This window comes from Chryseobacterium takakiae, assembly GCF_900129385.1.
Taxonomy (GTDB): Bacteria; Bacteroidota; Bacteroidia; order Flavobacteriales; family Weeksellaceae; genus Chryseobacterium; species Chryseobacterium takakiae.
In genome coordinates this window covers 389,297-413,253 of the sequence record NZ_FQVO01000001.1, presented here as the reverse complement: position 1 = coordinate 413,253, position 23,957 = coordinate 389,297, and the positions used below count along the sequence as shown (strand labels likewise).

The 23,957-nt window shown below is 37.4% G+C and carries 22 protein-coding genes and 1 tRNA gene; 13 read left to right on the top strand and 10 right to left on the bottom strand.

What is annotated here, in order from left to right; translation table 11 throughout:
* The first annotated feature begins 113 nt into the window (after window positions 1–113).
* Genes bglX through BUA76_RS01915 form a run of 5 tightly spaced genes read left to right on the top strand, consistent with a single transcriptional unit; the run spans window position 114 to window position 7,972 of the window.
* Window positions 114–2,381, top strand: coding sequence for a beta-glucosidase BglX (bglX, locus tag BUA76_RS01935; protein WP_072883134.1), 2,268 nt, complete (start codon window positions 114–116; stop codon window positions 2,379–2,381).
* The gene (locus tag BUA76_RS01930) at window positions 2,369–3,799 is read left to right on the top strand and encodes a glucoamylase family protein (RefSeq protein WP_083573129.1); all 1,431 of its coding nucleotides are present in this window, start codon (window positions 2,369–2,371) and stop codon (window positions 3,797–3,799) included. The genes bglX and BUA76_RS01930 overlap by 13 nt, the downstream gene beginning before the upstream one ends.
* Before the next feature lie 26 nt (window positions 3,800–3,825).
* Window positions 3,826–4,653 carry a phytanoyl-CoA dioxygenase family protein gene (locus BUA76_RS01925; protein ID WP_072883133.1) on the top strand — a complete coding sequence of 276 codons (828 nt, stop codon included), beginning with the start codon at window positions 3,826–3,828 and terminating at the stop codon, window positions 4,651–4,653.
* Window positions 4,653–5,474 carry a sugar phosphate isomerase/epimerase family protein gene (locus tag BUA76_RS01920; protein ID WP_072883132.1) on the top strand — a complete coding sequence of 274 codons (822 nt, stop codon included), beginning with the start codon at window positions 4,653–4,655 and terminating at the stop codon, window positions 5,472–5,474. The genes BUA76_RS01925 and BUA76_RS01920 overlap by 1 nt, the downstream gene beginning before the upstream one ends.
* A 32-nt stretch (window positions 5,475–5,506) precedes the next feature.
* Window positions 5,507–7,972 (top strand): glycoside hydrolase family 31 protein, encoded by a 2,466-nt coding sequence (locus tag BUA76_RS01915; RefSeq protein ID WP_072883131.1) that lies wholly within the window; start codon window positions 5,507–5,509, stop codon window positions 7,970–7,972.
* A gap of 343 nt (window positions 7,973–8,315) precedes the next feature.
* Here BUA76_RS01915 and BUA76_RS01910 read toward each other — a convergent pair.
* From BUA76_RS01910 to xth, 4 genes are all read right to left on the bottom strand, one after another.
* Window positions 8,316–8,403: transfer RNA gene (locus BUA76_RS01910), tRNA-Ser, on the bottom strand.
* A gap of 139 nt (window positions 8,404–8,542) precedes the next feature.
* Window positions 8,543–8,908, bottom strand: coding sequence for a response regulator transcription factor (locus BUA76_RS01905; protein WP_072883130.1), 366 nt, complete (start codon window positions 8,906–8,908; stop codon window positions 8,543–8,545).
* Between the two features lie 91 nt (window positions 8,909–8,999).
* Window positions 9,000–9,389, bottom strand: coding sequence for a Fur family transcriptional regulator (locus BUA76_RS01900; protein ID WP_072883129.1), 390 nt, complete (start codon window positions 9,387–9,389; stop codon window positions 9,000–9,002).
* A gap of 216 nt (window positions 9,390–9,605) precedes the next feature.
* A complete protein-coding gene (xth, locus tag BUA76_RS01895; RefSeq protein ID WP_228408439.1) occupies window positions 9,606–10,424 on the bottom strand; it encodes an exodeoxyribonuclease III in 819 nt (272 codons plus the stop codon).
* A gap of 148 nt (window positions 10,425–10,572) precedes the next feature.
* Between xth and BUA76_RS01890 the strand changes: the two genes are divergently transcribed.
* Window positions 10,573–11,190: a DUF4142 domain-containing protein gene (locus tag BUA76_RS01890; protein WP_072883128.1), complete on the top strand. Its 618-nt coding sequence runs from the start codon at window positions 10,573–10,575 to the stop codon at window positions 11,188–11,190.
* A 166-nt stretch (window positions 11,191–11,356) separates the two neighbouring features.
* Here the strand turns inward: BUA76_RS01890 and BUA76_RS01885 are convergent, their stop codons facing one another.
* Window positions 11,357–11,956 carry a DNA-3-methyladenine glycosylase gene (locus tag BUA76_RS01885; protein ID WP_072883127.1) on the bottom strand — a complete coding sequence of 200 codons (600 nt, stop codon included), beginning with the start codon at window positions 11,954–11,956 and terminating at the stop codon, window positions 11,357–11,359.
* 39 nt (window positions 11,957–11,995) lie between these two features.
* On the bottom strand, window positions 11,996–12,592 hold the full coding sequence (locus BUA76_RS01880; RefSeq protein ID WP_072883126.1) for a Crp/Fnr family transcriptional regulator: 597 nt from the start codon (window positions 12,590–12,592) through the stop codon (window positions 11,996–11,998).
* A gap of 234 nt (window positions 12,593–12,826) precedes the next feature.
* Between BUA76_RS01880 and BUA76_RS01875 the strand changes: the two genes are divergently transcribed.
* A complete protein-coding gene (locus BUA76_RS01875; RefSeq protein WP_083573128.1) occupies window positions 12,827–13,678 on the top strand; it encodes a cyanophycinase in 852 nt (283 codons plus the stop codon).
* 72 nt (window positions 13,679–13,750) lie between these two features.
* Here the strand turns inward: BUA76_RS01875 and BUA76_RS01870 are convergent, their stop codons facing one another.
* Both BUA76_RS01870 and BUA76_RS01865 read right to left on the bottom strand, forming a co-directional pair.
* Window positions 13,751–14,119: a response regulator gene (locus BUA76_RS01870; protein WP_072883125.1), complete on the bottom strand. Its 369-nt coding sequence runs from the start codon at window positions 14,117–14,119 to the stop codon at window positions 13,751–13,753.
* A gap of 2 nt (window positions 14,120–14,121) precedes the next feature.
* Complete coding sequence (locus BUA76_RS01865; protein ID WP_072883362.1) at window positions 14,122–15,621, bottom strand: sensor histidine kinase; 1,500 nt, start codon at window positions 15,619–15,621, stop codon at window positions 14,122–14,124.
* A gap of 231 nt (window positions 15,622–15,852) precedes the next feature.
* Between BUA76_RS01865 and BUA76_RS01860 the strand changes: the two genes are divergently transcribed.
* The 3 genes from BUA76_RS01860 to BUA76_RS01855 all read left to right on the top strand — a co-directional run bounded on the left by BUA76_RS01860 (window position 15,853) and on the right by BUA76_RS01855 (window position 19,308).
* Complete coding sequence (locus BUA76_RS01860) at window positions 15,853–16,617, top strand: Rossmann-fold NAD(P)-binding domain-containing protein (RefSeq protein ID WP_072883124.1); 765 nt, start codon at window positions 15,853–15,855, stop codon at window positions 16,615–16,617.
* Between the two features lie 137 nt (window positions 16,618–16,754).
* Window positions 16,755–16,916 (top strand): hypothetical protein, encoded by a 162-nt coding sequence (locus tag BUA76_RS19160; protein WP_178337292.1) that lies wholly within the window; start codon window positions 16,755–16,757, stop codon window positions 16,914–16,916.
* A gap of 238 nt (window positions 16,917–17,154) precedes the next feature.
* Window positions 17,155–19,308 carry a glycoside hydrolase family 97 protein gene (locus BUA76_RS01855; protein WP_072883123.1) on the top strand — a complete coding sequence of 718 codons (2,154 nt, stop codon included), beginning with the start codon at window positions 17,155–17,157 and terminating at the stop codon, window positions 19,306–19,308.
* 376 nt (window positions 19,309–19,684) lie between these two features.
* Here the strand turns inward: BUA76_RS01855 and BUA76_RS01850 are convergent, their stop codons facing one another.
* Together BUA76_RS01850 and BUA76_RS01845 are read right to left on the bottom strand one after the other, a co-directional pair.
* The gene (locus BUA76_RS01850) at window positions 19,685–20,005 is read right to left on the bottom strand and encodes a hypothetical protein (protein ID WP_072883122.1); all 321 of its coding nucleotides are present in this window, start codon (window positions 20,003–20,005) and stop codon (window positions 19,685–19,687) included.
* 36 nt (window positions 20,006–20,041) lie between these two features.
* The gene (locus tag BUA76_RS01845) at window positions 20,042–21,040 is read right to left on the bottom strand and encodes an SDR family oxidoreductase (protein WP_072883121.1); all 999 of its coding nucleotides are present in this window, start codon (window positions 21,038–21,040) and stop codon (window positions 20,042–20,044) included.
* Between the two features lie 220 nt (window positions 21,041–21,260).
* On the opposite strand from BUA76_RS01845, the gene egtD reads away from it, so the two are divergent.
* Genes egtD through BUA76_RS01830 form a run of 3 tightly spaced genes read left to right on the top strand, consistent with a single transcriptional unit; the run spans window position 21,261 to window position 23,926 of the window.
* Entirely contained in the window at window positions 21,261–22,253 is a 993-nt protein-coding gene (egtD, locus tag BUA76_RS01840) for an L-histidine N(alpha)-methyltransferase (protein ID WP_072883361.1), read from the top strand.
* A gap of 10 nt (window positions 22,254–22,263) precedes the next feature.
* Window positions 22,264–23,436, top strand: a complete 1,173-nt coding sequence (gene egtB, locus BUA76_RS01835; RefSeq protein WP_072883120.1) for an ergothioneine biosynthesis protein EgtB — start codon at window positions 22,264–22,266, stop codon at window positions 23,434–23,436.
* A 4-nt stretch (window positions 23,437–23,440) separates the two neighbouring features.
* A complete protein-coding gene (locus tag BUA76_RS01830) occupies window positions 23,441–23,926 on the top strand; it encodes a DUF4385 domain-containing protein (protein WP_072883119.1) in 486 nt (161 codons plus the stop codon).
* Window positions 23,927–23,957 lie beyond the last annotated feature (31 nt).

Genomic DNA, 23,957 nt, shown 5'->3' with positions numbered 1-23,957 from the left:
AGTATTAGTTTGTAACATAATTGTATCAGTCTTGAGATTTATATTACTATAATTTTATCAACACAAAACTTTAAATTATATAATAGTTTTTACTCATTTATTATACTAAATTAATGAAACGTATTAGCATTTTATTATTATCACTCAGCTTTGTTGTAGCTTTTGGACAAAGTAAGAAAGATGTTTTCATTGATAATCTGATGAAGAAAATGACCATTGAGGAGAAAATCGGTCAGTTAAATCTTATCTCTCCTCCCGGCAATATCCAGACTGGCGCAGCAGTAAGTTCCGACGCAGAAAATTATATCAAGCAAGGCAAGCTGGGAGCCGTTTTGAATATGACTGGTCTCAGCCGAATCAAAGAAACTCAGGAGATTGCTGTCTCAAAATCCAGATTAGGAATTCCTCTGATATTCGGATTAGATGTAATCCACGGATACAAAACAGGTTTTCCAATTCCATTGGCACTTTCAGCTTCCTGGAAACCGGAATTGATACAACAAGCGGCAGCAATTTCAGCCAAGGAAGCTACAGCGGACGGAATAACCTGGACCTATTCGCCGATGGCAGATATCGGAAGAGACCCTCGCTGGGGTCGAGTAGCTGAGGGAGCCGGAGAAGATCCTTTTCTTGCATCGAGAATTACCGAGGCTTTTGTGAAAGGCTATCAAGGAAGTGATTTATCTTCAAACAACACCTTACTGGCCTGCGTTAAGCATTTTGCGCTGTACGGCGCATCCGAAGCCGGAAGAGATTATAATACGGTTGATATGAGTCTTCACCGGATGTACAATGATTATTTTCCGCCTTACAAGGCAGCCATTGACGCAGGAGTAGCTACGGTTATGACCTCTTTTAATGATATTAATGGCGTTCCTTCTACGGCTAACAAATGGCTACTAACAGATGTTTTAAGAAAACAATGGGGCTTTAACGGATTTGTAGTGACAGACTTTACTGCCATCAAAGAACTCATTGCGCACGGACTTGGAAACAGTCAGCAGGTTGCAGCCAGAGCATTGAAAGCCGGAACCGATATGGATATGGTAGGCGAAGATTATCTTAATACATTGAAAAAATCATTACAAGAAGGCAAAATATCAGAAGAAGACATCAACAAAGCTTGCAGACGGATACTGGAAATGAAGTATAATCTTGGATTGTTTGATGACCCTTACCGGTATATTGATGAAAAAAGGTCGAAGTCAGAAATTCTCACATCGGAGCATCGGCAATTTGCCAGAAAAGTTGCGGCACAGACTTTTGTGCTGATGAAAAATGAAAGACAAATATTACCATTGAAAAAATCTGATAAAATCGCTTTCATAGGACCACTTTTGGATGACAAGGCCAATATGCCAGGAACCTGGGCTGTGGCTGTTGATTTTAAGGAATCCGTTACAGTACAGTCTGCTTTGAAAGAATTTCCGGAAAGCAAAAATTATTGGTTTGCCAGAGGCGCCAATCTTACAGAGAATCTCAATCTTGAAAAAAACGCTTACATAGAGTTTACCAAAGAAAATCCAAGGCAATCCCCGGAAAAACTTTTGAAGGAAGCTATTGATACTGCAAAAAAAGCGGATAAAATAGTTCTGGTTTTGGGAGAAGCTTCTGAAATGACCGGTGAATCTGCCAGTAGAACAGACATTAAATTTCCTGAGAATCAATTGTTACTATTAAGAGAAATTAAGAAATTAGGTAAGCCTATCATTGTTATTTTATTTACGGGAAGACCTTTGGACCTTTCTGATATGGTAGATTTGCCAGATGCTATTCTTAACGTTTGGTTTCCGGGAACAGAAGCTGGACACGCCATTACGGATGTTTTGTTTGGGGTGGTCAATCCTTCGGGGAAATTAACAATGACTTTTCCGCGATCACTTGGTCAGGTTCCCATTTATTATAACCACAAAAATACAGGAAGACCTTTGGAATTTACAGACCATCGTTTTGAAAAATACAAATCCAATTATCTCGACGAGAGAAACGACCCTTTATTTCCATTTGGCTTTGGACTAAGTTATACAAAATTTAACTATTCTTCAATGAATCTTTCAAAATCCCAACTCAAAGGAAATGAAACGTTGAAAGCAAGCATTACTGTGACCAATTCAGGGAATTACGATGGTGAGGAAACGGTTCAGCTTTACATACGGGACAAAGTGGCAAGTATCACTAGGCCTGTTAAGGAACTAAAGGGCTTCAAAACTGTTTTTCTAAAAAAAGGAGAAAGCCAGACTGTAAGCTTTGATATTAACCAGGAACTGCTGAAATTCTATAATGAAGAATTAATTTTCGATTGGGAAGAAGGCGAATTCGATATTATGATAGGAACCAATTCTGATCATCTAACGACTAAAACCGTATTATGGCAAAAATAAAATTTAACATTCTTGTATTAATTCTAAGCTCATCATTATTCTATTCACAAAAGCCAAATGAGGCTAATGTTTCTGAGAAAATTCCTATAGTAGGTGTCAAGAAAGGGCTTTCCGACGAAGAGCTGATGGAAACCGTTCAGAAACAAACGTTCAGATTTTTCTGGCATTATGGTCATCCGGTTTCAGGAATGGCAAGAGAGCGCAGCAATACTGTCAAATGTAACTATTATTGGGATTACATCAATGAAGCTTGGGATGAGCCTAATCTTAGTACAGGAACTTTCGGGCCGGATGCCATTGCGGTCGGCGGAACAGGTTTTGGGATTATGAGTACGATTGTCGCTGTGGAGCGAAAGTGGATTTCAAGGGAAGCTGGTCTCGACAGAATTATTCAGATTGCTGATTTCCTCACAAAGGCAGACCGTTTTCACGGGGCTTTTCCACACTTTATGGATGGAAATACAGGAAAAACCATTGCATTTGGCCGATTGGATGATGCCGCAGACTTGGTGGAGACCTCATATCTGATGATGGGATTTTTATGCGCAAGAGAATATTTTAATCAGAATACTTTAAAGGATAATTATCTGAAAAAACGAGTCAACGAAATGTGGGATGCCATCAACTGGAAATGGTTTACCAATAATGAAAAGAAGTTGTATTGGCATTGGTCACCGACACAAGGATTTGATATGAATTTCCCTATTTGGGGCTACAACGAAGCATTAATAACTTACATAATGGGCGCTGCGTCCAAATGGCATCCAATTCCGAAAGAAGCTTACGACGGTTCTTGGGCTGGAGCAACGACATTCAAGAATAATACAAAATATTATGGCTACGAATTGCCACTCGGGAATTATGGCGAAGATAAAGGCGGGCCGCTTTTCTTTGAACAATACACGTTTCAGGGCATTGACCCAAGAGGACTAAAAGATAGTCTGAATATTGACTACGAACTTCAGACCAGAAATCACACGCTGATCAACAGAGCTTACTGTATAGAAAATCCAAAAAAACACGTCGGGTACAGCGAAAGATGCTGGGGACTGACTGCCGGAGATAGTTACAAAGGTTATGTGGCGCACAGCCCTGCGACTGATTTGGGCGTGATACAGCCAACGGCAGCCATTTCATCAATGCCATTCACACCGAAGGAAAGTATGCAGGCGATGCGTTATTTCTATGAAGAATTAGGCGGAAAAATCTGGGGAGAATATGGTTTCCATGATGGTTTTCATCTGGGCAAAAACTGGTCATCCAATACTTACATTGCTATTGATCAGGGACCGATCATTGTGATGATAGAAAACTACAGAACGGGACTTTTCTGGAAATTGTTTATGAACATCCCGGAAATCCAAACCGGACTGAAACGCCTCGGGTTTACCTCAAAAAGTCCGGTCATCAAAAAGTAAGGTGTTTTTACCAAAAATATAGAATTATGGGACGTTTCACTTTGAATAAGAATCAGATAGAGCAATATCACAGAGATGGATTTATTATCATCAATCAATTTCTGAATGCTCAAGAGACTGAAAAACTTCATCACATTGCAGTCAATGATGATGTGATGCGAAAAAATGCCTTTGACCTCAATGACCAGACTGGAAAAAAAACAAAGCTCAGCCTTTGGTATACACCAGGTAACGATGCTTACGGACTTCTGACCAAATCGGAGAGAATGATAAACAACGTCAATGCTCTGCTGGAAGGCGATGCGCCGGTTTGTCATTTCCATTCAAAGCTGATGCAGAAAGAACCAAAAGTTGGCGGTGCGTGGGAATGGCATCAGGATTACGGCTATTGGTACAAAAATGAATTCCTGTTTCCCAACCAGATGATTTCCGTAATGGTGGCGATTACGGATGCCAATAAAGATAATGGCTGCTTACAGGTAATCAAGGGAACGCATAAAATGGGAAGGGTAGAGCACGGATTTTCCGGCGAGCAGGTTGGTGCTTCGCAGCATTATGTTGATTTGGCGCTAGAATCAATGGAACATATCTATGTAGAGCTGAAAGCTGGAGATGCTTTGTTTTTTCACCCGAATTTATTGCATCGTTCGGAAGCCAATACTTCTGATTTCCCGAGATGGAGCCTGATTTCCTGCTACAATCGTGCTTCCAATGTTCCCCATAATGAGCCCAATCTGAGCTGCATCAAGCCTTTGGAAGCCGTTCCGGATGAAGCGATGATGACCTGGAAAGTGGAAGGTTTATCAGAACATACAGATTTCCTGTCAAAAGATAAAGATGAAGCGTTGAAATAATGAAGATAAAAGTTCTGGCTACACAATGGGGAAGCGAATCCTGGTCTGCAAAAGCATTTTTAGACTTTGTCTTATCTAATGATTATGATGGAATAGAAATCAATATGCCGCAAGACGCCCAATATATTTCTGAATTCTCGAACGAACTTGAACGTATCAGGAAAGAGCGTAGTTTTACGTTTGTTGGCCAAGTCGTTTTGGATTACAGAAATGAAGGTTTTGAACAACATTTGAAGCTTTACAGAGAAAGACTGGAGCAGGTGATTTCCTTTAAACCCGATTTCATCAATGCGCAGAGCGGTGCAGATTTTTTTAGTTTTGATGAGAATTGTGCGTTTATAGAATGCGCTCAGAATCTTGCCAAGGAACACGGAATCCGTATCCTGCACGAAACACATCGCGGCAAGTTTTCATTCCATAGTCTCGGGACATTGGATTATCTTAAAAAATATTCTGATATAGAACTGACGGCAGATTTGTCCCATTGGTGCAATGTTTCGGAAAGTTTACTGATGGGACAGGATTTTATTTTGGAGAAAATATTTCCGAGAATCCGACATATCCATGCAAGAATAGGTTTTGCTCAGGCACCACAGGTCAATCATTTTATGGCGCCGGAATGGGAAACTACCACACAAAAATTCTTAAATTGGTGGAGGGAAATATTGAATGTGCAGGAAAATCAGACAGAATTTACATTTCTCACCGAGTTTGGTCCCCCGCCTTATTTGCCAAGTCTTCCGTTCAGTAATGTTCCGCTTGCTAACCAATGGGAACTGAATCTGGCAATGAAAAATTTAATCAAAAGCACATTCAATTGAAATTATTTTAAAACAAATTATCATTATTGTTTATGAATTCTTTTAAACTCATATTACTTTTCTTTAGTATTACCATTGGTCAGAGCTATTCCGCACAGGAATCTGTTGGCGAAATTGTGAAATATCAAAAGACCAATCACGGACTGGAAGGCAGTACTGCAAAGCATTTTTTCAAAATATCAGTTTATAATTCTAATACGGTTAGAATCCAGGTGTCAAAGAATAAAAACATCGAAGATTTTTCGTTCGCTTTGGTTGATGAAAAAATTCCTGATTTTTCCGATTTCAAAATTTTAGATAATGGAACTTCCATCTCGCTTACCACAAAAGAAATTACAGCAGAAATCCAGAAAAAACCTTATTTCAAAATAACTTATAAAAATGCAAAAGGAGAAGTTATTAATGAAGATTTGGACGGAAAAGCCCTCGGAACAACGTTTCAGGGAGACAAGGTAACGGTTTACAAAAAACATTTCGGCGAACGTTTCGTCGGCATGGGCGAGTCATTGGGAAATCTTGACAGAAATAAAACCATCGTGACTACCTGGAACACCGATTTCTATAAATATGACGACCCGAGAATTCCGATGTACATCAGCGTTCCTTTCTACATAGGCATTTTGAAAGATAAGGTTTACGGGATTTATTATGATAATAGTTTCAAGGGAACTTTCAATTTTGGCGCATCCAATAAACGGTTTATGTCGGTAAGTTTTGATGGTGGCGATATGGATTATTTTTTTATTCACGATGATTCTGTGGCCAAGGTCATAGAAAATTATACCTCAATTACAGGTAGAATTCCGCTTCCGCCAAAATGGAGTATTGGCTACCAACAGTCAAGATGCAGCTATTATAATGAAGACCAGGTGAACTTTATAGCGAAAACCTTTCGGGAGAAAAAAATCCCGCTGGATGGGATTGTCCTGGATGCAGATTATCTGGTGGAATATGAGCCGTTCCGAATTGATACTAAAAAGTTTCCGGACATGAAAAAAATGGCATCTGCACTCAGGCAAAAAGGAATTGAACTCACAGCGTCCGTAAACCCTGGTATCAAGATAGACCCAACTTACGATGCTTACAATGATGGTATCAAAAAAGACATCTTTCTGAAATATCAGGATGGTGAAAAATATATAACAGATATTTATCCCAATACCAATTATTTTCCGGATTTTACTTATCCCAAAGCCAGAACCTGGTGGGCAGACCAGATGAAAATTTATCAGGATGTGGGCATCAACGGTTATTGGAATGATATGAATGAGCCGGCTATCGACGGACAAATGATGCCGGACAATGTGGTCTTTGATTATGACGGAAGAAAATCCAACACTGCAGAATCGCACAACCTTTATGGTTTTCTGATGGCGCGTTCATCTTACGAATCATTTAAAAAATATGGCGGCAACAAGCGCCCGTTTGTAATGACGCGTTCCGCTTTTGCAGGCGTTCAGCGTTATGCTACGGTCTGGAGCGGAGATAATCAGGCCAAAGATGAACATATACTTTTGGGTGTTTTGCTCAATAACCAGATGAGCCTGTCGGGAATTCCTTTCGTTGGACCGGATTTGGGAGGCTATATTGGCGATGGCAATAAGGAGTTGTACAGACGTTGGGTAGAAGTTGGCATTTTTTCACCTTATCTCAGAAATCACCGCGAACAGTTTGCTGCAGCCAATGAACCGTGGAGCTACGGCGAAGATAATGAACTGATTTCGCAGTCGTATATTGGTTTCCGTTATCAGATGATGCCTTATCTGTATTCTAAATTCCATGAAACTTCACAGAACGGAATGCCGATTTCCAAAGCGTTGTGTGTAGATTATCCCTTTGATTCTAATATTTATAATGTCAATTACCAGCATCAGTTTTTGTTTGGCGATGCATTTCTGATTGCACCGGTAATGGGAAAGGATAAGCAGAAGAAAATTTATTTTCCGGAAGGACATTTCTATAATATTTTCACCGATGAAAAAATCGAGGGCAATCAGGAAAAACAGATGGAGTTGGACCCATATCATTTGCCAATATTCGCCAAAGCATCATCTATAATACCTTTGCAAAATGTGACACAATCGACTAAGGAAAAACCAAATGATACGCTACAGTTACATATTTATAATGGTAATAAAACTAATATTTTTTCATATTATGAAGACGATGGCGAAACTTTGGATTATGAAAAAGGTGATTTCTATAAAAGGAGGATAGAATTTGATCCTCAAAAAAAGATTATTCGTTTTTCCAAATCAGAAGGCAAGTTTAGTTCAAATTTCAAAAAAATAAAGATTATACTTCACGGTTTTGATGCGGTTTCTAAAGATTTAAATGCTAAACAGGAACAATGCAAACTGTTTGATCCTTTAGCTAATCTGGATCAGATTTTTTATGATGCAGCGGCGTTGAAAAACCTGAGAAAACAAAATGCAATAAGAGACTCAAAAGTTCTTATTATTGATAATAAGGATGAAGCAATGATTATTAACTACTAAAATGATAAATTAAGCTCAAACAAGGATGTGAGATTCCGGCTTATCATAGCTGAGTGCAATAACTTAGAAAAATAAGAACACCAACTACTGCTTGGTGTTTTTTTTATGAACGAACATTTTACTAACTGTTTTTCTAAAGGGACGCGGCTTTTCCTCGCAAAGGAAAGTCATCAACGGTAATTTGGTAGTAAAACTTTGTAATTCTTGTTCATTAGGCATAATACAAAATTATCAATATTTTTTTTCTCCTCAAATTTTGGGATTGATCCAGTAGAAAGTCCAAAAACAAAAAAGTCTTTAAACACTAAGATTTAAAGACTTTTAATTTTATTTGTTTCCCAACTGGCGGAGAGTGAGGGATTCGAACCCCCGGACCTGTTACAGTCAACAGTTTTCAAGACTGCCGCAATCGACCACTCTGCCAACTCTCCCTGAACTCCGATTGTATCGTCGTTTTCAGTGGTGCAAATATAGAAATTTTTTTGTTACCTGCAAAATATTTTTTACGGACATAATTATAAACCATATTTCCAACTGTCAGATAAATGTTTAGCAGTAAAACCTTCTAAATTAATTGCTTGGAACCAACAGGTTATCAATTTTCAGGAGTACGGCGTCAATATCAAAAGGCTTACTGATAAATTCATCGGCATTACATCTGCTGATTACTTCATGATCTTTGGCGTGGGCACTCATGATCATGATAGGAATATTTGCTGTTTCGGGACGCATTCTCAATTCATTGCAAACATCAATTCCGTTTCCGTCCGGCATCATCACATCCAATATAAATATATCCGGAACTAAAGAAAGATCCCTGTTGTTAAATGCTTCTACCGTTGAGAAAGAGCGTACGTCATAATCTTCAAATGACAGGAGGAGTTGTAATGCATCTCTGATGCCTGTCTCATCTTCAAGTATAAAAATTGTTTTCATAACGGTTGCATCGCAAAAACAAAGCCAAATCTTTAGGAACAGCCAAATTTTGAAGGTAATTATTAAAAAATATTTTGTTTGCGTAAAAAAATTATTCGGTTTTACTGCATTTAGGGCATATTCCGCTGATGACAAAATTATAGCTGTGCGCGGTGAAATTTTCGGGAAGACTAATCTCAGGAATCACATTTTCAATACAGGTAACTTCTTTACAATGTTCACAATTAAAATGCAGATGATTGTGTGAATGCTTTTCCTTGCTGCAGTGATTACATCTGGCATAATTAATAACCCCGTCCATATTCACGATCTTATGAATTTTACCTTCCTTTTCCAATCGCTCCAAAACACGGTATATCGTTACCCGATTGCAGAGTCCGTTAAGCTTTTCCTGTATTTCATGGTGTGACAAAGCATTGGCAGCATTGCTTAAAAGATGCAGTATTTCTGTTTTTGCCTGCGTATTTCGTACTTGTTTCATTTTAATTGAATGATAAGAATATCACTTTATCAGCAACAAAGTTACAATAAGAATTAGAATTAGAATTAGAATCTGTAATTTAGATTTAATAATGTTTAATTTAACACAGAAATCATTAATCAGATTAAAAAATAAAGATTTTTGAATCGTATATTTCTACAATATTCTCAAAATTTTACATAAAACCCGTGTGAGCCACTTGTCAAATATTGCGATTTACTCCAGCGTAATCCATACCGGAGCATGATCGCTGCTTTTTTCCCATCCGCGTACGTGCTTGTCTACTCCTCCGGATTTCAGGTTTTCTGCCAGATAAGGACTCAAAAGAATATGATCGAGACGCATTCCGGCATTTCGGCTGTAAGAATTATAAAGGTAATCCCAAAATGTATAAACGGTTTCTTCGGGATAAAGCGTACGGATCGCATCTATCCAGCCTTTCTTAAGAATTTGTTTGTAGGCAGTTTTCACTTCCGTTCTGTATAAGGGGTTGTCTTCCCAGCGTTCGGGTTTGTAAACATCAGAAGCTGTAGGAATAATATTGAAATCTCCGATAACAATAGCAGGAAGATCCATTTCTATAAGCTGGCTGATTCTTTTTTTTAGGCGTTTGATCCACGCCAGTTTGTAATCGAATTTGGGCCCGGGATATGGATTTCCATTCGGAAGATACAGGCAGCATATAACGGTCTGGTTGATAATGGCTTCAATATACCGGCTTTGTTCATCTTCTGGATCTCCGGGTAAAGATCGCTGAACTTCGGTAATTTCCATCTCTTTTGCGAGTATTGCAACACCGTTCCAGCTTTTCTGCCCTTTCCAGATCGCATTGTAGCCCGCAGCATTAATTTCACTGACAGGAAACCGTTCCTGCGGAGCCTTTAGTTCCTGAAGGCATACAATGTCAGGCTGAGCTTCTTCCAGCCAGCGAAGAAGGACAGGAAGTCTTCCATTTATTCCGTTTACATTATAAGTGGCTATTTTCATAAGCTGCAGGGATTTATTTTTTTTTAATTTCCACAATATTTGTTCCATATAAAATCTGTGTTGATGCATAATTTATTATAAAAAATAAGATGTGGTACTATAAATAACTGATTTATTAAACTTTGGCAAATAAATTGTTACTATCAGCGTGAGCAATATAATTGCTGTTTATCTTTAACCATTTTACAATAATATTATGAAAAATTCAATTTTAACAATTCTTGCAGTTGCGGCAATGGTAGCCTGTAAGAAGAATGAAACTACAACTTCCGATCAGTCTTCAGATTCAACAACCATGTCAGCTCCTGCAGATACCTCAATGAATACGGGAGATTCTGCTACTACAGTTGCATCAGATGCAAATACCGCAACGAATACGCTAAGTGCGCAGGACAAAAAATTTGCAGATGAAGCAGCAATGGGAGGTATGATGGAGGTGATGCTTGGACAGCTTGCTTCAACCAATGCTTCTAACGCAACCGTAAAATCACTGGGAGCGATGATGGTAAAAGATCACGGAAAAGCCAATGATGAACTTAAAAAATGGGCTTCGGCATCAGGCTATACACTGCCGACAACAATGAATGCTGAACAGCAAAAACATTACGACGAATTAAAAGCTAAAAAAGGGGCAGAATTTGATCGCATGTATGCTGATCTTATGGTAAAAGATCATAAAGAAGATATTGCTAAATTTAAAAAAGAAGCTTCTGAAGGTTCTGATGCATCTTTAAAGTCTTTCGCCAGCACTACGCTTCCTACATTGGAACATCACCTGATGGAAGCTGAAAAGGCAAACAATGCTGTAAAATAATTATACAGAAACATATTCAATATTATAAATCCAATTTAATTACGGGAGATATTTAGTCTTCCGTAATTTTTTTTGCTTACGTCTTTTTAAAGATAGGATCAAAAAAGGGTTGAATATAACGTAAAGATTATCATTAAATAAGATTAAAGTAATACGTCTTAAAATCTTATTTTTTACTCACATACCGATTCTTTTTCAAATAAAACCGGAACGGCAAAAGAGCATGTTCTCCGGCATAGGCAACTCCGATGCGTGGAGTAGAAGCAATATCATCCTGACTGTATTGTAACCCGGAATCTTCAATCCATATTTCTTCTCCATTCAAAGGCTTTTTGTTGAATTTCATATCAATTCCCAACGCTTTGCAGACAGATCCGGGACCTGAAGAAATGGTTTTATCAGATGCAGGCCTATTTCTTCTGCTTTCAATAACGGATAATCCTTCATAAGGCTCAACAGCTCTTACCAGAACGCTTTTCGGATCATTCTCCTGTGAAACAACAATATTAAAAAGATGATGAATGCCATAACATAAATAAACATAAGAATATCCGCCAGTCTGAAACATAGCTTCTGTTCTCAATGTCCGCAGTCCGCCGTAAGCATGCGAAGCTTTATCTGCTTCTCCGAAATATGCTTCCGTCTCGGTAATTATTCCGGCAGTGATTTCTTCGTTTTTCTTCGTAAACAGTATTTTGCCCAAAAGATCCTGAGCCAAAAAAATAACATCGGAATTTTGATAATATTCCGGTTTTAGCTTTACCATAAAATATAAATCAGATGGGAATGTAGTATTTTTTAACTGTTAAACGTATATTTTTCTTGCAATAATTTTAAGATAATTTTCTTTTTCAAGCTTTTTGATGTTTCTTACCACGGTTTCAGTACGCAAGCCGGTAATTGCGGCAAGTTCTTTTCTGGTAAAAGGAACTTCAAAAGCAAATTTAGACAGATCATTACTGAAACTTTTATGATATTCTAAAGCGCCTTTAATCCTGATTTCGGGATGGAGCGACGTATTATTCTGCAGCATAATATATTTATAATACAGCCTTTGGGATAAAAAACTATTGATATCCTTTGAAATATCAGGATTTTCATCCAGAAGTTTCATGAATTTTTCTTTAGAAAGGGTAATAATGCTTGTCGGCTCAATGGCAACTGCGCTTACGGGATATTTTTTATCAATAAAAAGCAATAGTTCGCAAACGCTGAAACCGTTATGAAGGACAGCAAGAATAAGTTCTTTTCCGTCTTCATTAAAATGGCTTAGTTTTATCCGTCCTTTTCTAATCTGGTAAAACAGCCTTGGCGTATCTCCTTCGTTGAAAATAATCTCAGAATTTTTCAGTTCTTCAACTGCTGCACCATAGGATAGCAAAAGTTCTTCTTCAATGAGCATAATCTGTTTTTTTAGGTTAAAAAGCTGTGAAGATTAATTTTTAAACACTATCTAAGTTAAAAATTATATAGCGCAAAAAATTATGACTTGTATCATATCAGCTCTCATTTTATTTTAACATGAAATTACATAGATGATGATAATAAAAATTAAATATTTCTGAATTGATTATAATCAATCCTATTGTTAGAGTTCTTCCGTAAATTCGATAATAAGCGAATACAAAATATTGATATGAACATGAAAACGGAAGACAAGGCAGTCCCGAAAGGGAAACTGTTAATTATTGGAGGAAAAGAAGACCGTAACGGAACAGAAGTGAAAATAAAGGACAAAAATAAAAATTTTATCCCTCACGAAATTCTTCAGCTCCTTGTAAAAGATAAAGCAGACCGAATTGAAGTTATTACCACAGCAAGCTCAGAGCCTGAAAGCATGCGCGAAACCTACACCAAAACATTTAAAGAAATAGGATATACTAATTTCGGATTTATTCATTTTGCAGGTAACGCTGAAGATGAATATGTTCAAAGAATCAGAAAAAGTAAAGCTGTTTTTTTTACCGGAGGTGATCAAAACAGGATTTGTGAAGAAATTAAAAATACCGGAATCTGCGATGTACTGATGGAAAAATACCTGGGTGAAAAGGATTTTATGATTGCCGGAACCAGCGCAGGAGCAATGTGTATGCCTGAAATCATTATTTGTGAAGCCGAAGATGATGAAGCGATATTGGAAAATGATATTAAACTTGCCTCAGGACTTGAGCTTTTATCGGGCTGTATTGTAGATACCCATTTTGTGCACAGAGGGAGGTTCGGCAGACTGGCACATGCCGTAATGCTTCACCGCGAATGTTTCGGAATTGGCTTGGGGGAAGATACTGCACTTTTAATAGAAGAAGGAAAAAAAGCAATCTGCAAAGGATCCGGAATGGTTATCATATTGAGTGCTAAGGAAATCGGGCAGACAAATATTGAAACAGTGGAAGAGGGCCATCCTGTGTATGGAGAAAATATAAAAGTTCATCTCATTACAGATGGCTGTTCGATTAATCTGGAGTCAGGAGAATTTCAGGCTCCTTAAACTCTGTAAATAAACAAAAAGGAATATGCAGATTTCAGCAAATTCCTTTTTTTATTTATATTTTTAAAATTGTTATTTTAAAACCAGCAGACCGTTTATTTTAGAAACAATATCATCAAGATCAAAAGGTTTCGCAACAAAATCACTTGCTCCGGCATCTGCTGCAATATCATCTCCGTCCACACTTGCAGAAAGCACAATTACCGGAAGATCTTTAATCTCCTGCGTACTTCTGATTGCCTTTAAAACCTGGTCGCCTGATAAAAGTGGCATCCAAAGATCCAGGAGAATAAGATCAGGCTTGTCAATGTGGATCTGCTTAATGAGGTTCGTGCTGTTGATTTCGGTGAAGACGGTAAAGCCTTCTGATTCCAGAAGCATCTGCAGGACATCAAGTATACCCTGGTCATCATCACAGACCATTATTTTTTTGCTGTTCATTTTCAATGATTTTTCATAATGGGTAGTGTAAAACTAAATGTAGAACCTTCCCCGATTTCACTTTCTACCCAAAGTGTTCCGCTGTGATTGGTAATAATTTCATGCGAAATATAAAGCCCGATTCCCAGTCCCGGAAATTTTTTCTGTATTTCTCGCGCCCTGAAAAAGCGGTCGAAAATTTTTGCTTTATCCTGAGCACTTATTCCCATTCCGTAATCTGTAACCGAAACTTTTACGAAATTTCCGACCCTGTTGATATAAATATCTACCTTATCTGATCCCGGAGAATATTTTATGGCATTCGATATCAGATTATTAATAACCTGTGAAATCTGCAGCTCATCCCCTAAAATTGTTGCATTAGTAGATCCTTTTAATGATATTTTATGATGCGGGGCAGATACGGAAAGATTCTCAACAGTATCTCGAATGGTTTTGTCAATGTCAAAGGGATCAAGATGAAGCTCTATATTTCCCGACTGTATCTTGGAGGTATCCAGAAGATCAGAAATAAGTACATTTAATCGGTCTACATACACCGATACTTTATCAAGAGTTGTGTTAAATTTCTCCGGAGAATTTTCCGGAACCATTCTTTGTAAAAGCTGTACAAGACCTTTTATGGTGGTAAGAGGTGTCTTCAGTTCATGGCTTGCAATGGAAAGGAAATCATCTTTTCTTCGGTCAAGTTCTTTCTTTTCTGTAATATCTTCAATTGCAATAAGGATTCTGTCTTTGTATTGCCCTTCAAATTCAACACGATAGGCATTTAGCAGCATTACTTTTTTGCCGATGTGGGGAAAATCGTGTTCTACTTCATAATCAATTACCGGATTATTGGTAGGCAATATTTTCGTCAGAAGTTGTTTCAGCGGTTCAATATCCCACTGATGATTACCCAGTTCAAAAAGAATTTTTCCTACGGTATCTTCTGAAGTTACTTTAAATGAGTTTAAAAAATGTGTATTGACGCTCAATACTTTATAATTAGCATCGAGTACCAGCAAACTTTCCCTAACGGTCTGAACGATACTTGAAAGAAAGGCTTCGCTTTCTACAAGTTGTTTCGTTCTCTGAAGGATTTTTTGTTCCACTGAAGATTTTTCTTCCCTGAGTTCATGCTCCGCTTTTTTGCGTTCCGTGATATCATTTTGTACGCCGATAAAATGGGTAATAATGCCTTCTTCATTTTTTACAGGAGAAATATAGAGTTCATTCCAGAAAAGTTTTCCATCTTTTTTGTAATTTCTTATTTCAAGTTTGCAGTCTTTTCCTTCTATGATACATTCTTTAATGAATTCTCTTTCAGGCTGAGATCTGTCCTGCCCCTGAAGAAACCGGCAATTGTGCCCAATGATTTCATCATGGGAATATCCTGTGATGGTTTCAAAAGCCCTGTTACAGTAAATGATAGGATTGTCCGGCTGGGTATTATCAGTAATGATAATTCCGCAGTTGGCAGAGTTCAGTGCCTGTATATAGATGTCAATGTTGTTATTCATCGGATTATAGCTGTTTATCAAGTTTCCAAGCTTTAAACTTTCATTGATATGCAAATATGGGAAAAAGCAAAATGTTTTGCAAATTTCTATAAATGCTACATGGTATCCGCAAATAATATGCCTTCAATTTATTTTTTTAATTTAATGTTAAAAATTAAGTGTTTTTCAATTTTGAATTATTTAGTGTATAGATTCATATCCTAAAACATATCTTTACATTTTATACTGAATATGAAAAGACTCGGAATTATTGGTTACGGCTGGCTGGGATCCAGAATAGGCAAAAGCTTTGCTGAAAATTTTGATATCTACACAACTACAACATCACCGCAAAAGCTTAAAGACATCCGTTCTGAAGGAATCCATGTGGATGTAGCCATCTTTAGCGAAGATGAAAAGCAATTTCCTGACTCCTGGAATATTGTTCCGGAGCTTGATGTCCTTATTATAACGGTTCCTTTTTCTGAACGAAGAACTTCGAAGGAAATAATTGAGAAAAAGCTTTCAAACTTAATATCTTTCATAGGAAAATATGAAAAACAAATATTTTTTATGAGCACCACAAGTGTTTATCCTGATGAACCTGGCATCTTTAAAGAAGAAATGCAGCCTTCTGAAAATGTTTTTGTTGAGAATACAATTAAAGAAGCTTTTCCACATGTTAACATTTTGAGGCTTGGCGGATTGATGGGAGATTCACGGTTGCTGAAAAGTTTTAAGATCTCGGATCTATCCGGAGTTGTCAATCATATTCATTACAAAGATATTGCAGAAGTTATTTTAAAAATGATCGAAAAAAATGTTCATGGAAAAGTGTATAATGTTGTAGCGCCGCTTCATCCTTCGAAAAGGGAAGTGATTGCTGTCCAAAATAATCAGCATATTGAAGATGAGCAAGAGAACGATAGGCAGAGAATCATTTCGTCCGAAAAACTCATTACTGAATTAGATTTTACCTTTATATACCCTGATCCTAAAAAATTTCATCTGGATTAATAAATTAATTTAATGTAAATTTATTTAAATTAAAAAATATTTTCAGGTTTTGCTAAAAATTGGTCTGCTTTATGCTAAGACAATAATAAGCCGATTGAAAGCTTACACATCACACAAACACCTTAAAATATTAAATTATGAAAGAAGTTACACAATGGGAAAATTCCCCGTCGCTGAACAGAGAAATTGAACGCCAAAAAGCTCTTAAAGTTCTTGAAAAAGCAAAAATGATAAAAAGAAAAGTGGTTTTTCTCCCTAAGGGAGCTACCGGAAATGCAAGATTGAACGATGTATTTTAGGCATATTTCAAAATCTTACAAGTTATATTTCAATATACAATAGACCATAGCAGTTTCTGTTATGGTTATTTGTTTAATATTTGGCTCAAAAGCTAAACCAGTTTTCATGTAAAAAAAATAATAATATTTAAATTTTTTATTAAAATTATTTTAGACTGAAATGCAATCACTGATTTATGCTTAAAAATATTTTTCCTCGGTAAAACTTTCTTTATCTTTAAAACACCAAATTACTGATATGAAAAAATATACCATTGGAGCATTACTGTTCTCGATGATGCTTTTAAATGCTAACGCCCAATCCTTACAATCCCCCGACGGAAAGTTTGAAATGAACTTTCAGCTGAAGCAGGGAATTCCGTATTACAATCTGAAATACAATGGCAACGTAGTAGTGGAAGATTCTAAATTGGGACTGAGATTATTTAAAGATACCGCCATCAAATTCGCTTCGGAGATTGCAAAACCCGAAGATGCCAAATTTGATTTGAACAACGGATTCACAAAAACAGACGAAAAAAGGGATGCTAAAAATGAAACTTGGCAGCCTGTTTTAGGAGAAAAGAAAAGTTACATCAACCATTATAATGAATTGGCGGTAACGCTTCATCAGGATGCAACCGACAGGAATATTGTCGTTAAATTTAGGCTTTTCAACGACGGATTAGGATTCCGGTATGAATTTCCACAGCAGAAAAATCTTAATTATTTCGTCATCCGTGAGGAAGATTCAGAGATTGATTTTCCTAACGATATGAAAGCATGGTGGATTGTTGCCGATTATGATTCCCAGGAATATCAGCCGCAAACCACAAAAATTTCTGAAATTCCCGGACGTTGGGATCAGGCTTTTGATAAGCATTCTTCCCAGACTTTAATAAAAAATGCCGTTCAGTCTCCTTTAATGCTTAAAAAAGAAGGAAAAAATCCTTTGTATGTCAACGTTGGTGAAGCTGCTGTTTTAGATTATCCGGCATCTCACCTTGAAGTGGATCCTGTTAATTTTAAATTTAAAACACATCTTACTCCGGATAAACAAGGTGCTAAAGGTTATATTCAGACTTCTTCCGTTTCTCCGTGGAGAACGATCATTGTTTCTCCTAAAGCTGAAGAAGTATTAGCATCCAAAATGATGTTCAACCTGAATGAGCCTACAAAATATACCGATACTTCTTACATTCATCCTACAAAATACATGGGTGTCTGGTGGGAAATGATCATCGGGAAATCACAGTGGGCGTATTCCACAGCCAATAATGTACACATCGGAGAAACTGATTTTACAAAACTCACCCCAAATGGAAAGCACGCTGCCAACAATACGAAAGTCAAAGAATATATTGATTTTGCTGCGGCTAACGGCTTCGGAGGATTATTAATCGAAGGATGGAATATCGGATGGGAAGACTGGATCGGTCACAATAAAGAATTTGTTTTCGATTTCATCACGCCTTACCCGGATTTTGATATCAAAATGCTGAACGAATATGCGCATTCAAAAGGAATTAAGCTCATCATGCACCATGAAACTTCAGCATCTGCAACCAATTATGAAAGGTGGGCGGACAAGGCTTTTCAGCTCATGAACAAATATGGTTATGATGCGGTAAAAACCGGTTATGTAGGAGATATGGTTCCGAGGGGTGAACATCATTATTCGCAGTGGACGATCAACCACTATTATCGAATTGCCGAGAAAGCTAATGAATACAAAATTATGGTCAATTCCCATGAATCGGTAAGACCCGGAGGAGAGAGCAGAACGTACCCAAACTGGATATCCGCGGAAGCAGCAAGAGGAACAGAGCATGAGGCGTTTCAAGGAAATAATCCGGATCACCAGACAATCTTGCCGTTTACAAGATGGATCGGAGGTTCTATGGATTACACACCGGGAATTTTCCAGACGAAATTAGATTACTATTTTCCGGGAGATAAACGTTTTGTGAAAACAACATTAGCAAAACAGTTAGCATTGTATGTGGTGATGTATATGCCGCTTCAGATGGCTGCAGATTTACCGGAGAATTATCAAAGACATATGGATGCATTCCAGTTTATTAAGGATGTCGCTGCAGACTGGGATGATACGAAGATTTTATCTGCAGAGCCGGGAGATTATATCATTACCGCAAGAAAGGCAAAAGGTACAGAGAACTGGTTTGTGGGCGGAATTACCGATGAAAACAAACGTGAGTATACGGTAGATTTTTCATTTTTAGATAAAGGTAAAAAATATGAAGCCACGATTTACGAAGACGGGAAAGATGCAGATTATATCAACAATCCGCAGAGCTATAATATCTACAAAAAACAGATTACCAGCAAATCTAAAATTAACCTTAAAATGGTAAGAAGCGGTGGTTTTGCCATTTCAATAAAACCATTGTAACTGAACAAAATAATTTGTTAAAGTTTAAGAGTCCGTTTAAATTTATAATTTTACTATTAAGAAAATTAAGACGATTGTTTAAAAATTTTAATAATCAATGTATTGATCTATTAAGTATAGTAGGTTTAACTTATTGAAAATCTTAATTTAGTTTTTGAAAACAAAGTTTATTTAAATTTAAAAATTAAGAAAAGTTATAAAAGCTGAAAAAACTTAATAAAAATCAATGTATTGATTTCTTAATCAATTCAGTTTAACTAACTTAAATTCTTAATGTTTATTTGAAATAAGTAAACAGGCTTTAATTCCTGACAAAATTTATTTTCCTAATCAGAAGAAAAAGCTCCGGTTAATCGATAACCGGAGCTTTTTAATTTTAATGGTGTCTTACCCCTTTTTGGTGATAATTGATATCTTTGTTGATGGCTTCATAATTCTTAGGCAGATGGGCGGCGTGTTCATCGAATGAATGATTTCCGGAAGCATTCTGTTCCAGTGCCGGAGTTTCAAAATGAATCTCTTTACCGTTTTTATACAACTTATTATCATACGTTCTGTAAATTTTATTTTCCTCATAGGTATTCCCGTCCGGAGCCGTAAAGGTTTTCTTTTGCATTTTCTTTTTTCTGTTCAGTCCCCAGGCAACTGCTGTTCCTGCTCCTACAAGCGCTAGTGCGAGTTTTATCTTGTTGTTCATAATATGATGATTTTAAATTAATTTAAATGTTAACTATTAAGGTTGTCCGCTCCCTCCTGCGGCACCATAAATCTGGCCCGTAGAAAAACTGGCGTCGTTCGCGGCAAGCTGTACGAATATTGAAGCAAGTTCGGCCGGTTGTCCCGGTCTTCCCAATGGCGTATCTGCTCCGAATTTCACCAGATTTTCCTGAGTTTGTCCGCCACTTACCTCAAGAGCCGTCCACACAGGCCCCGGCGAAACGCCATTTACACGGATTCCTTTTGGACCAAGCTGTTTGGCTAATGATTTTACATAACTTGTTGTTGCCGCTTTCGTTTGTGCATAATCATACAAATTTTCAGAAGGATCATAGGCCTGAACTGAAGAAAGTCCGATAATAGAAGAACCCGGTTTCAAATGCGGAAGTGCTGCTTTTGTAATCCAGAAAGGTGCATAAATATTAGTTTTCATGGTCCTTTCAAATGCTTCGGTACTGATATCCAGAATAGATTCATGTGTTTTCTGATGTCCTGCATTATTCACCAGAATATCAAGTCCGCCAAGTTGCTCAACAGCCTGTGCTACAAGCTTTTTACAAAATGATTCATCCCGGATATCCCCCGGAATGGCTATGGCTTTTCTTCCCGCTTTTCGGATCAGCTCAATAACTTCTGCAGCATCCGGCTCTTCTTCTGGTAAATAATTAATGGCAACATCTGCTCCTTCACGGGCATAGGCAATTGCAGCAGCACGCCCAATTCCGGAATCTCCACCGGTAATAAGTGCTTTTCTTCCCATCAGCCTTCCTGATCCTACATAGCTTTTTTCTCCATGATCGGGTACCGGATCCATTTTGCTTGCTAAACCGGGAAAAGGCTGCGACTGGCTTTTAAAAGGAGGCCTCGGGTATTTTGTGGTGGGATCCGTAAGATCCGGGCCAGTAGAATTTCTTGGTTTTTGGCTTTGTGCAAACGCTCCCGGAGAAACAGCAGCAACCGCAACAGTAGCCGCAATCTTTCCAAGAGCATTTCTTCTTGTGATTGATTTTTCCATAATATTTAAGATTTGGTGTGGTATGGCTCTGGTAGCCAGATTAAGCTATGTATAGCAATCAACATTCCAAGCTGTATAAACTTTCTTTTTTTTAACAATAATCATAATCAGGTTTAACGTTTATCCACATAATCCTCTCGCTTTTAAAGAAATATTTTAATAAATTTATGTAATGGCGGCAAGATAGTTGCTCAATTCTAAAACCCAAATGACTATTTATATGAACCTGCAATTAACCAAAGAATCAAAAAAGAGAAGTGAAAAAAATAATTCGGAAAATTTTCTGAATGATGTTCTTAATGGTCTTCACAGCAACCCGAAACATTTATCTTCCAAATATTTTTACGATAAAAAAGGAGATGAGCTTTTTCAGAAGATCATGGCAATGCCTGAATATTATCTTACCCGATGTGAACTTGATATTTTCAAAAATAAAACAGAGGAACTTGCAAAAGGCATAAGATCTAATCATGAACCTTTTGATTTGATTGAACTCGGAGCAGGGGATGCGATGAAATCAACCTATCTTCTTAAGCATCTTACGGAAAAGGGAACCGATTTCACGTATATGCCTATTGATATATCAGGAAATATTCTGTCCGTATTGGAAAATAATCTTAAAATGCAGCTTCCTGATATTAATATTACACCTTTGGAAGGAGAATATTTCCAAATGCTGAAAAAAGCAATGAAGCTTTCATCGAGAAGAAAAGTAATCTTGTTTTTAGGAGGAAACATAGGCAATATGACGAGAAAAGAAGCGGAGAAATTCTGTGCTTCATTACATCAGTTATTAAACATTGAAGATATTGTCCTTATTGGTTTCGATCTTAAAAAAAATCCTTTTACTGTGTTAAATGCCTACAGCGACAAATCAGGAATTACGGCAGAATTTAACCTGAATCTTTTATCAAGAATCAACCGTGAATTAGGAGGTAATTTTAATATTGAACAATTTGAGCATTATGAATCGTATGATCCGATTACAGGGGCATGCCGAAGTTTTCTGATAAGCTTAAAAAATCAGCAGGTAAAAATTGGAAAAGAAACCATTGATTTTGCTGAAAATGAAGTGATAGATATGGAAGTCTCACAGAAGTTTTCAAAATCTGACATTGAATACCTTGCTGAAAGATCAGGCTTTTCCATAGCCGGAGAGATCAGTGATTCAAAAGACTGGTTTGTAGACAGTATCTGGAAGGTTAACAAATAAAACAAAAAACATGGAAATTACCACAAAGCTAAAACCTGTTTTAAAAAAGTTTATGGATGTGAGAGCACATTCCGAAGAAATCTGCCAGCCTCTTGAAATTGAAGATTACGTGGTGCAGCCTATTGTGGATGTTAGTCCTCCAAAATGGCATTTAGGGCACACAACATGGTTTTTCGAGACATTCATATTGCTTCCGAATTTTCCTTCTTATGAAGTCTTTGATCCGCAATATAATTTTGTATTCAATAGTTATTACGAAACCATCGGAGCAAGAGTAATCCGTACAGATCGCGGAAATTTAAGCCGTCCGTCTGTTTCGGATGTATACCGATACCGTAAATATATAGATGAGAAAATGACTGAATTTCTTAACAGCCATCATATGTCAAATGAAATTCTGCCGCTTTTGGAATTAGGGCTAAATCACGAACAGCAGCATCAGGAGCTTTTAATTACCGATATCAAATATATTCTTGGGCATAATCCGCTTTTCCCGGCTTATAAAAAAGAGATTAAAAAAGAGGAATATGGAAATAGTGAAAAAAGAATGCTTCATTTTTCAGAGGGAATTTATGAAATCGGTTTTGAAGGACCGGGATTCTGTTTTGATAATGAAATGGGAAAGCATAAAGTTTATCTTAACGACTTTGCTATTTCAGATCATCTGGTTACCAATGGAGAATATCTTGAATTCATGGACGCGGGAGGATATTCGGATTTCAGATACTGGCATGCGGACGGCTGGAACTGGTTAAAAGAAAACAATGCGCAATCTCCTTTATATTGGCATAAGATTGACGGCAAATGGATGTATTATACTTTAAGTGGACTTCAGGAGATAGATCCTGATGAAGAACTTTCTCATATCAGCTTTTATGAAGCTTCCGCTTACGCAGCCTGGAGAGGAATGAGACTTCCAACCGAACAGGAGTGGGAAGCTGCTTCTTCATGTTTCCCGTGGGGAAAAAGATGGGAATGGACCAACAGTGCCTATCTTCCATATCCCGGTTTTAAAAAGGAGCCGGGAGCGGTAGGTGAGTATAACGGAAAATTCATGGTTAATCAAATGGTTTTGCGGGGAGCATCTGTAGCCACACCTCCGGGACACAGCAGATTTACTTACCGGAATTTTTTCCAGCCTGAACTGAAATGGCAGTTTACCGGAATAAGACTTGCAAAATAAAATCATGAAAGAACAAAAACCATCTTATCTGAATTTTGATTCCGACAAGTATTTCTGGAAACCGGATATTAATTATAGAAAACATCCTGAAAAATATAAAGTGGGAAAAGGGGAGCAGGGCGTATTAATCTGCGAGCCTTATAAATCAGAAATTGGAAAATTCTGGCGGTTTAAAAATGCTGATATTGCAGAACAAAGTTCAGTGAAAATTTTTGAACTATTCAAAGAATATCTCACTCATGGTGATTTTGTAGGAGCCGATATGGCCCGAAAGTATCTTCAAATGGGGTTTACACGGGCACGGCGCTATTTTAATTACAAAAGCGGGAAAAAGTATGATTCACTAAATAATCATAAACCGTTACAGCGCGGAACCGGAGATCCCGAAAAGGAAAAGTCCGCAGCCATATTTTTCAGCAAATGGAAACAAGCCGAAGCCGATCCGCAATATGCCCGAATGAAAAAAGACTGGAAAAAGAATTTTGGCTAAGTAAAATAGAATGTACCAATGTATCAATATA

Bases quoted from the DNA above. Each gene is read 5' to 3' on its own strand.
- bglX (WP_072883134.1), top strand. From the start codon at position 114: ATGAAACGTATTAGCATTTTATTATTATCACTCAGCTTTGTTGTAGCT.
- BUA76_RS01930 (WP_083573129.1), top strand. From the start codon at position 2,369: ATGGCAAAAATAAAATTTAACATTCTTGTATTAATTCTAAGCTCATCA.
- BUA76_RS01925 (WP_072883133.1), top strand. From the start codon at position 3,826: ATGGGACGTTTCACTTTGAATAAGAATCAGATAGAGCAATATCACAGA.
- BUA76_RS01920 (WP_072883132.1), top strand. From the start codon at position 4,653: ATGAAGATAAAAGTTCTGGCTACACAATGGGGAAGCGAATCCTGGTCT.
- BUA76_RS01915 (WP_072883131.1), top strand. From the start codon at position 5,507: ATGAATTCTTTTAAACTCATATTACTTTTCTTTAGTATTACCATTGGT.
- BUA76_RS01905 (WP_072883130.1), bottom strand. From the start codon at position 8,908: ATGAAAACAATTTTTATACTTGAAGATGAGACAGGCATCAGAGATGCA.
- BUA76_RS01900 (WP_072883129.1), bottom strand. From the start codon at position 9,389: ATGAAACAAGTACGAAATACGCAGGCAAAAACAGAAATACTGCATCTT.
- xth (WP_228408439.1), bottom strand. From the start codon at position 10,424: ATGGAACAAATATTGTGGAAATTAAAAAAAAATAAATCCCTGCAGCTT.
- BUA76_RS01890 (WP_072883128.1), top strand. From the start codon at position 10,573: ATGAAAAATTCAATTTTAACAATTCTTGCAGTTGCGGCAATGGTAGCC.
- BUA76_RS01885 (WP_072883127.1), bottom strand. From the start codon at position 11,956: ATGGTAAAGCTAAAACCGGAATATTATCAAAATTCCGATGTTATTTTT.
- BUA76_RS01880 (WP_072883126.1), bottom strand. From the start codon at position 12,592: ATGCTCATTGAAGAAGAACTTTTGCTATCCTATGGTGCAGCAGTTGAA.
- BUA76_RS01875 (WP_083573128.1), top strand. From the start codon at position 12,827: ATGAACATGAAAACGGAAGACAAGGCAGTCCCGAAAGGGAAACTGTTA.
- BUA76_RS01870 (WP_072883125.1), bottom strand. From the start codon at position 14,119: ATGAACAGCAAAAAAATAATGGTCTGTGATGATGACCAGGGTATACTT.
- BUA76_RS01865 (WP_072883362.1), bottom strand. From the start codon at position 15,621: ATGAATAACAACATTGACATCTATATACAGGCACTGAACTCTGCCAAC.
- BUA76_RS01860 (WP_072883124.1), top strand. From the start codon at position 15,853: ATGAAAAGACTCGGAATTATTGGTTACGGCTGGCTGGGATCCAGAATA.
- BUA76_RS19160 (WP_178337292.1), top strand. From the start codon at position 16,755: ATGAAAGAAGTTACACAATGGGAAAATTCCCCGTCGCTGAACAGAGAA.
- BUA76_RS01855 (WP_072883123.1), top strand. From the start codon at position 17,155: ATGAAAAAATATACCATTGGAGCATTACTGTTCTCGATGATGCTTTTA.
- BUA76_RS01850 (WP_072883122.1), bottom strand. From the start codon at position 20,005: ATGAACAACAAGATAAAACTCGCACTAGCGCTTGTAGGAGCAGGAACA.
- BUA76_RS01845 (WP_072883121.1), bottom strand. From the start codon at position 21,040: ATGGAAAAATCAATCACAAGAAGAAATGCTCTTGGAAAGATTGCGGCT.
- egtD (WP_072883361.1), top strand. From the start codon at position 21,261: ATGAACCTGCAATTAACCAAAGAATCAAAAAAGAGAAGTGAAAAAAAT.
- egtB (WP_072883120.1), top strand. From the start codon at position 22,264: ATGGAAATTACCACAAAGCTAAAACCTGTTTTAAAAAAGTTTATGGAT.
- BUA76_RS01830 (WP_072883119.1), top strand. From the start codon at position 23,441: ATGAAAGAACAAAAACCATCTTATCTGAATTTTGATTCCGACAAGTAT.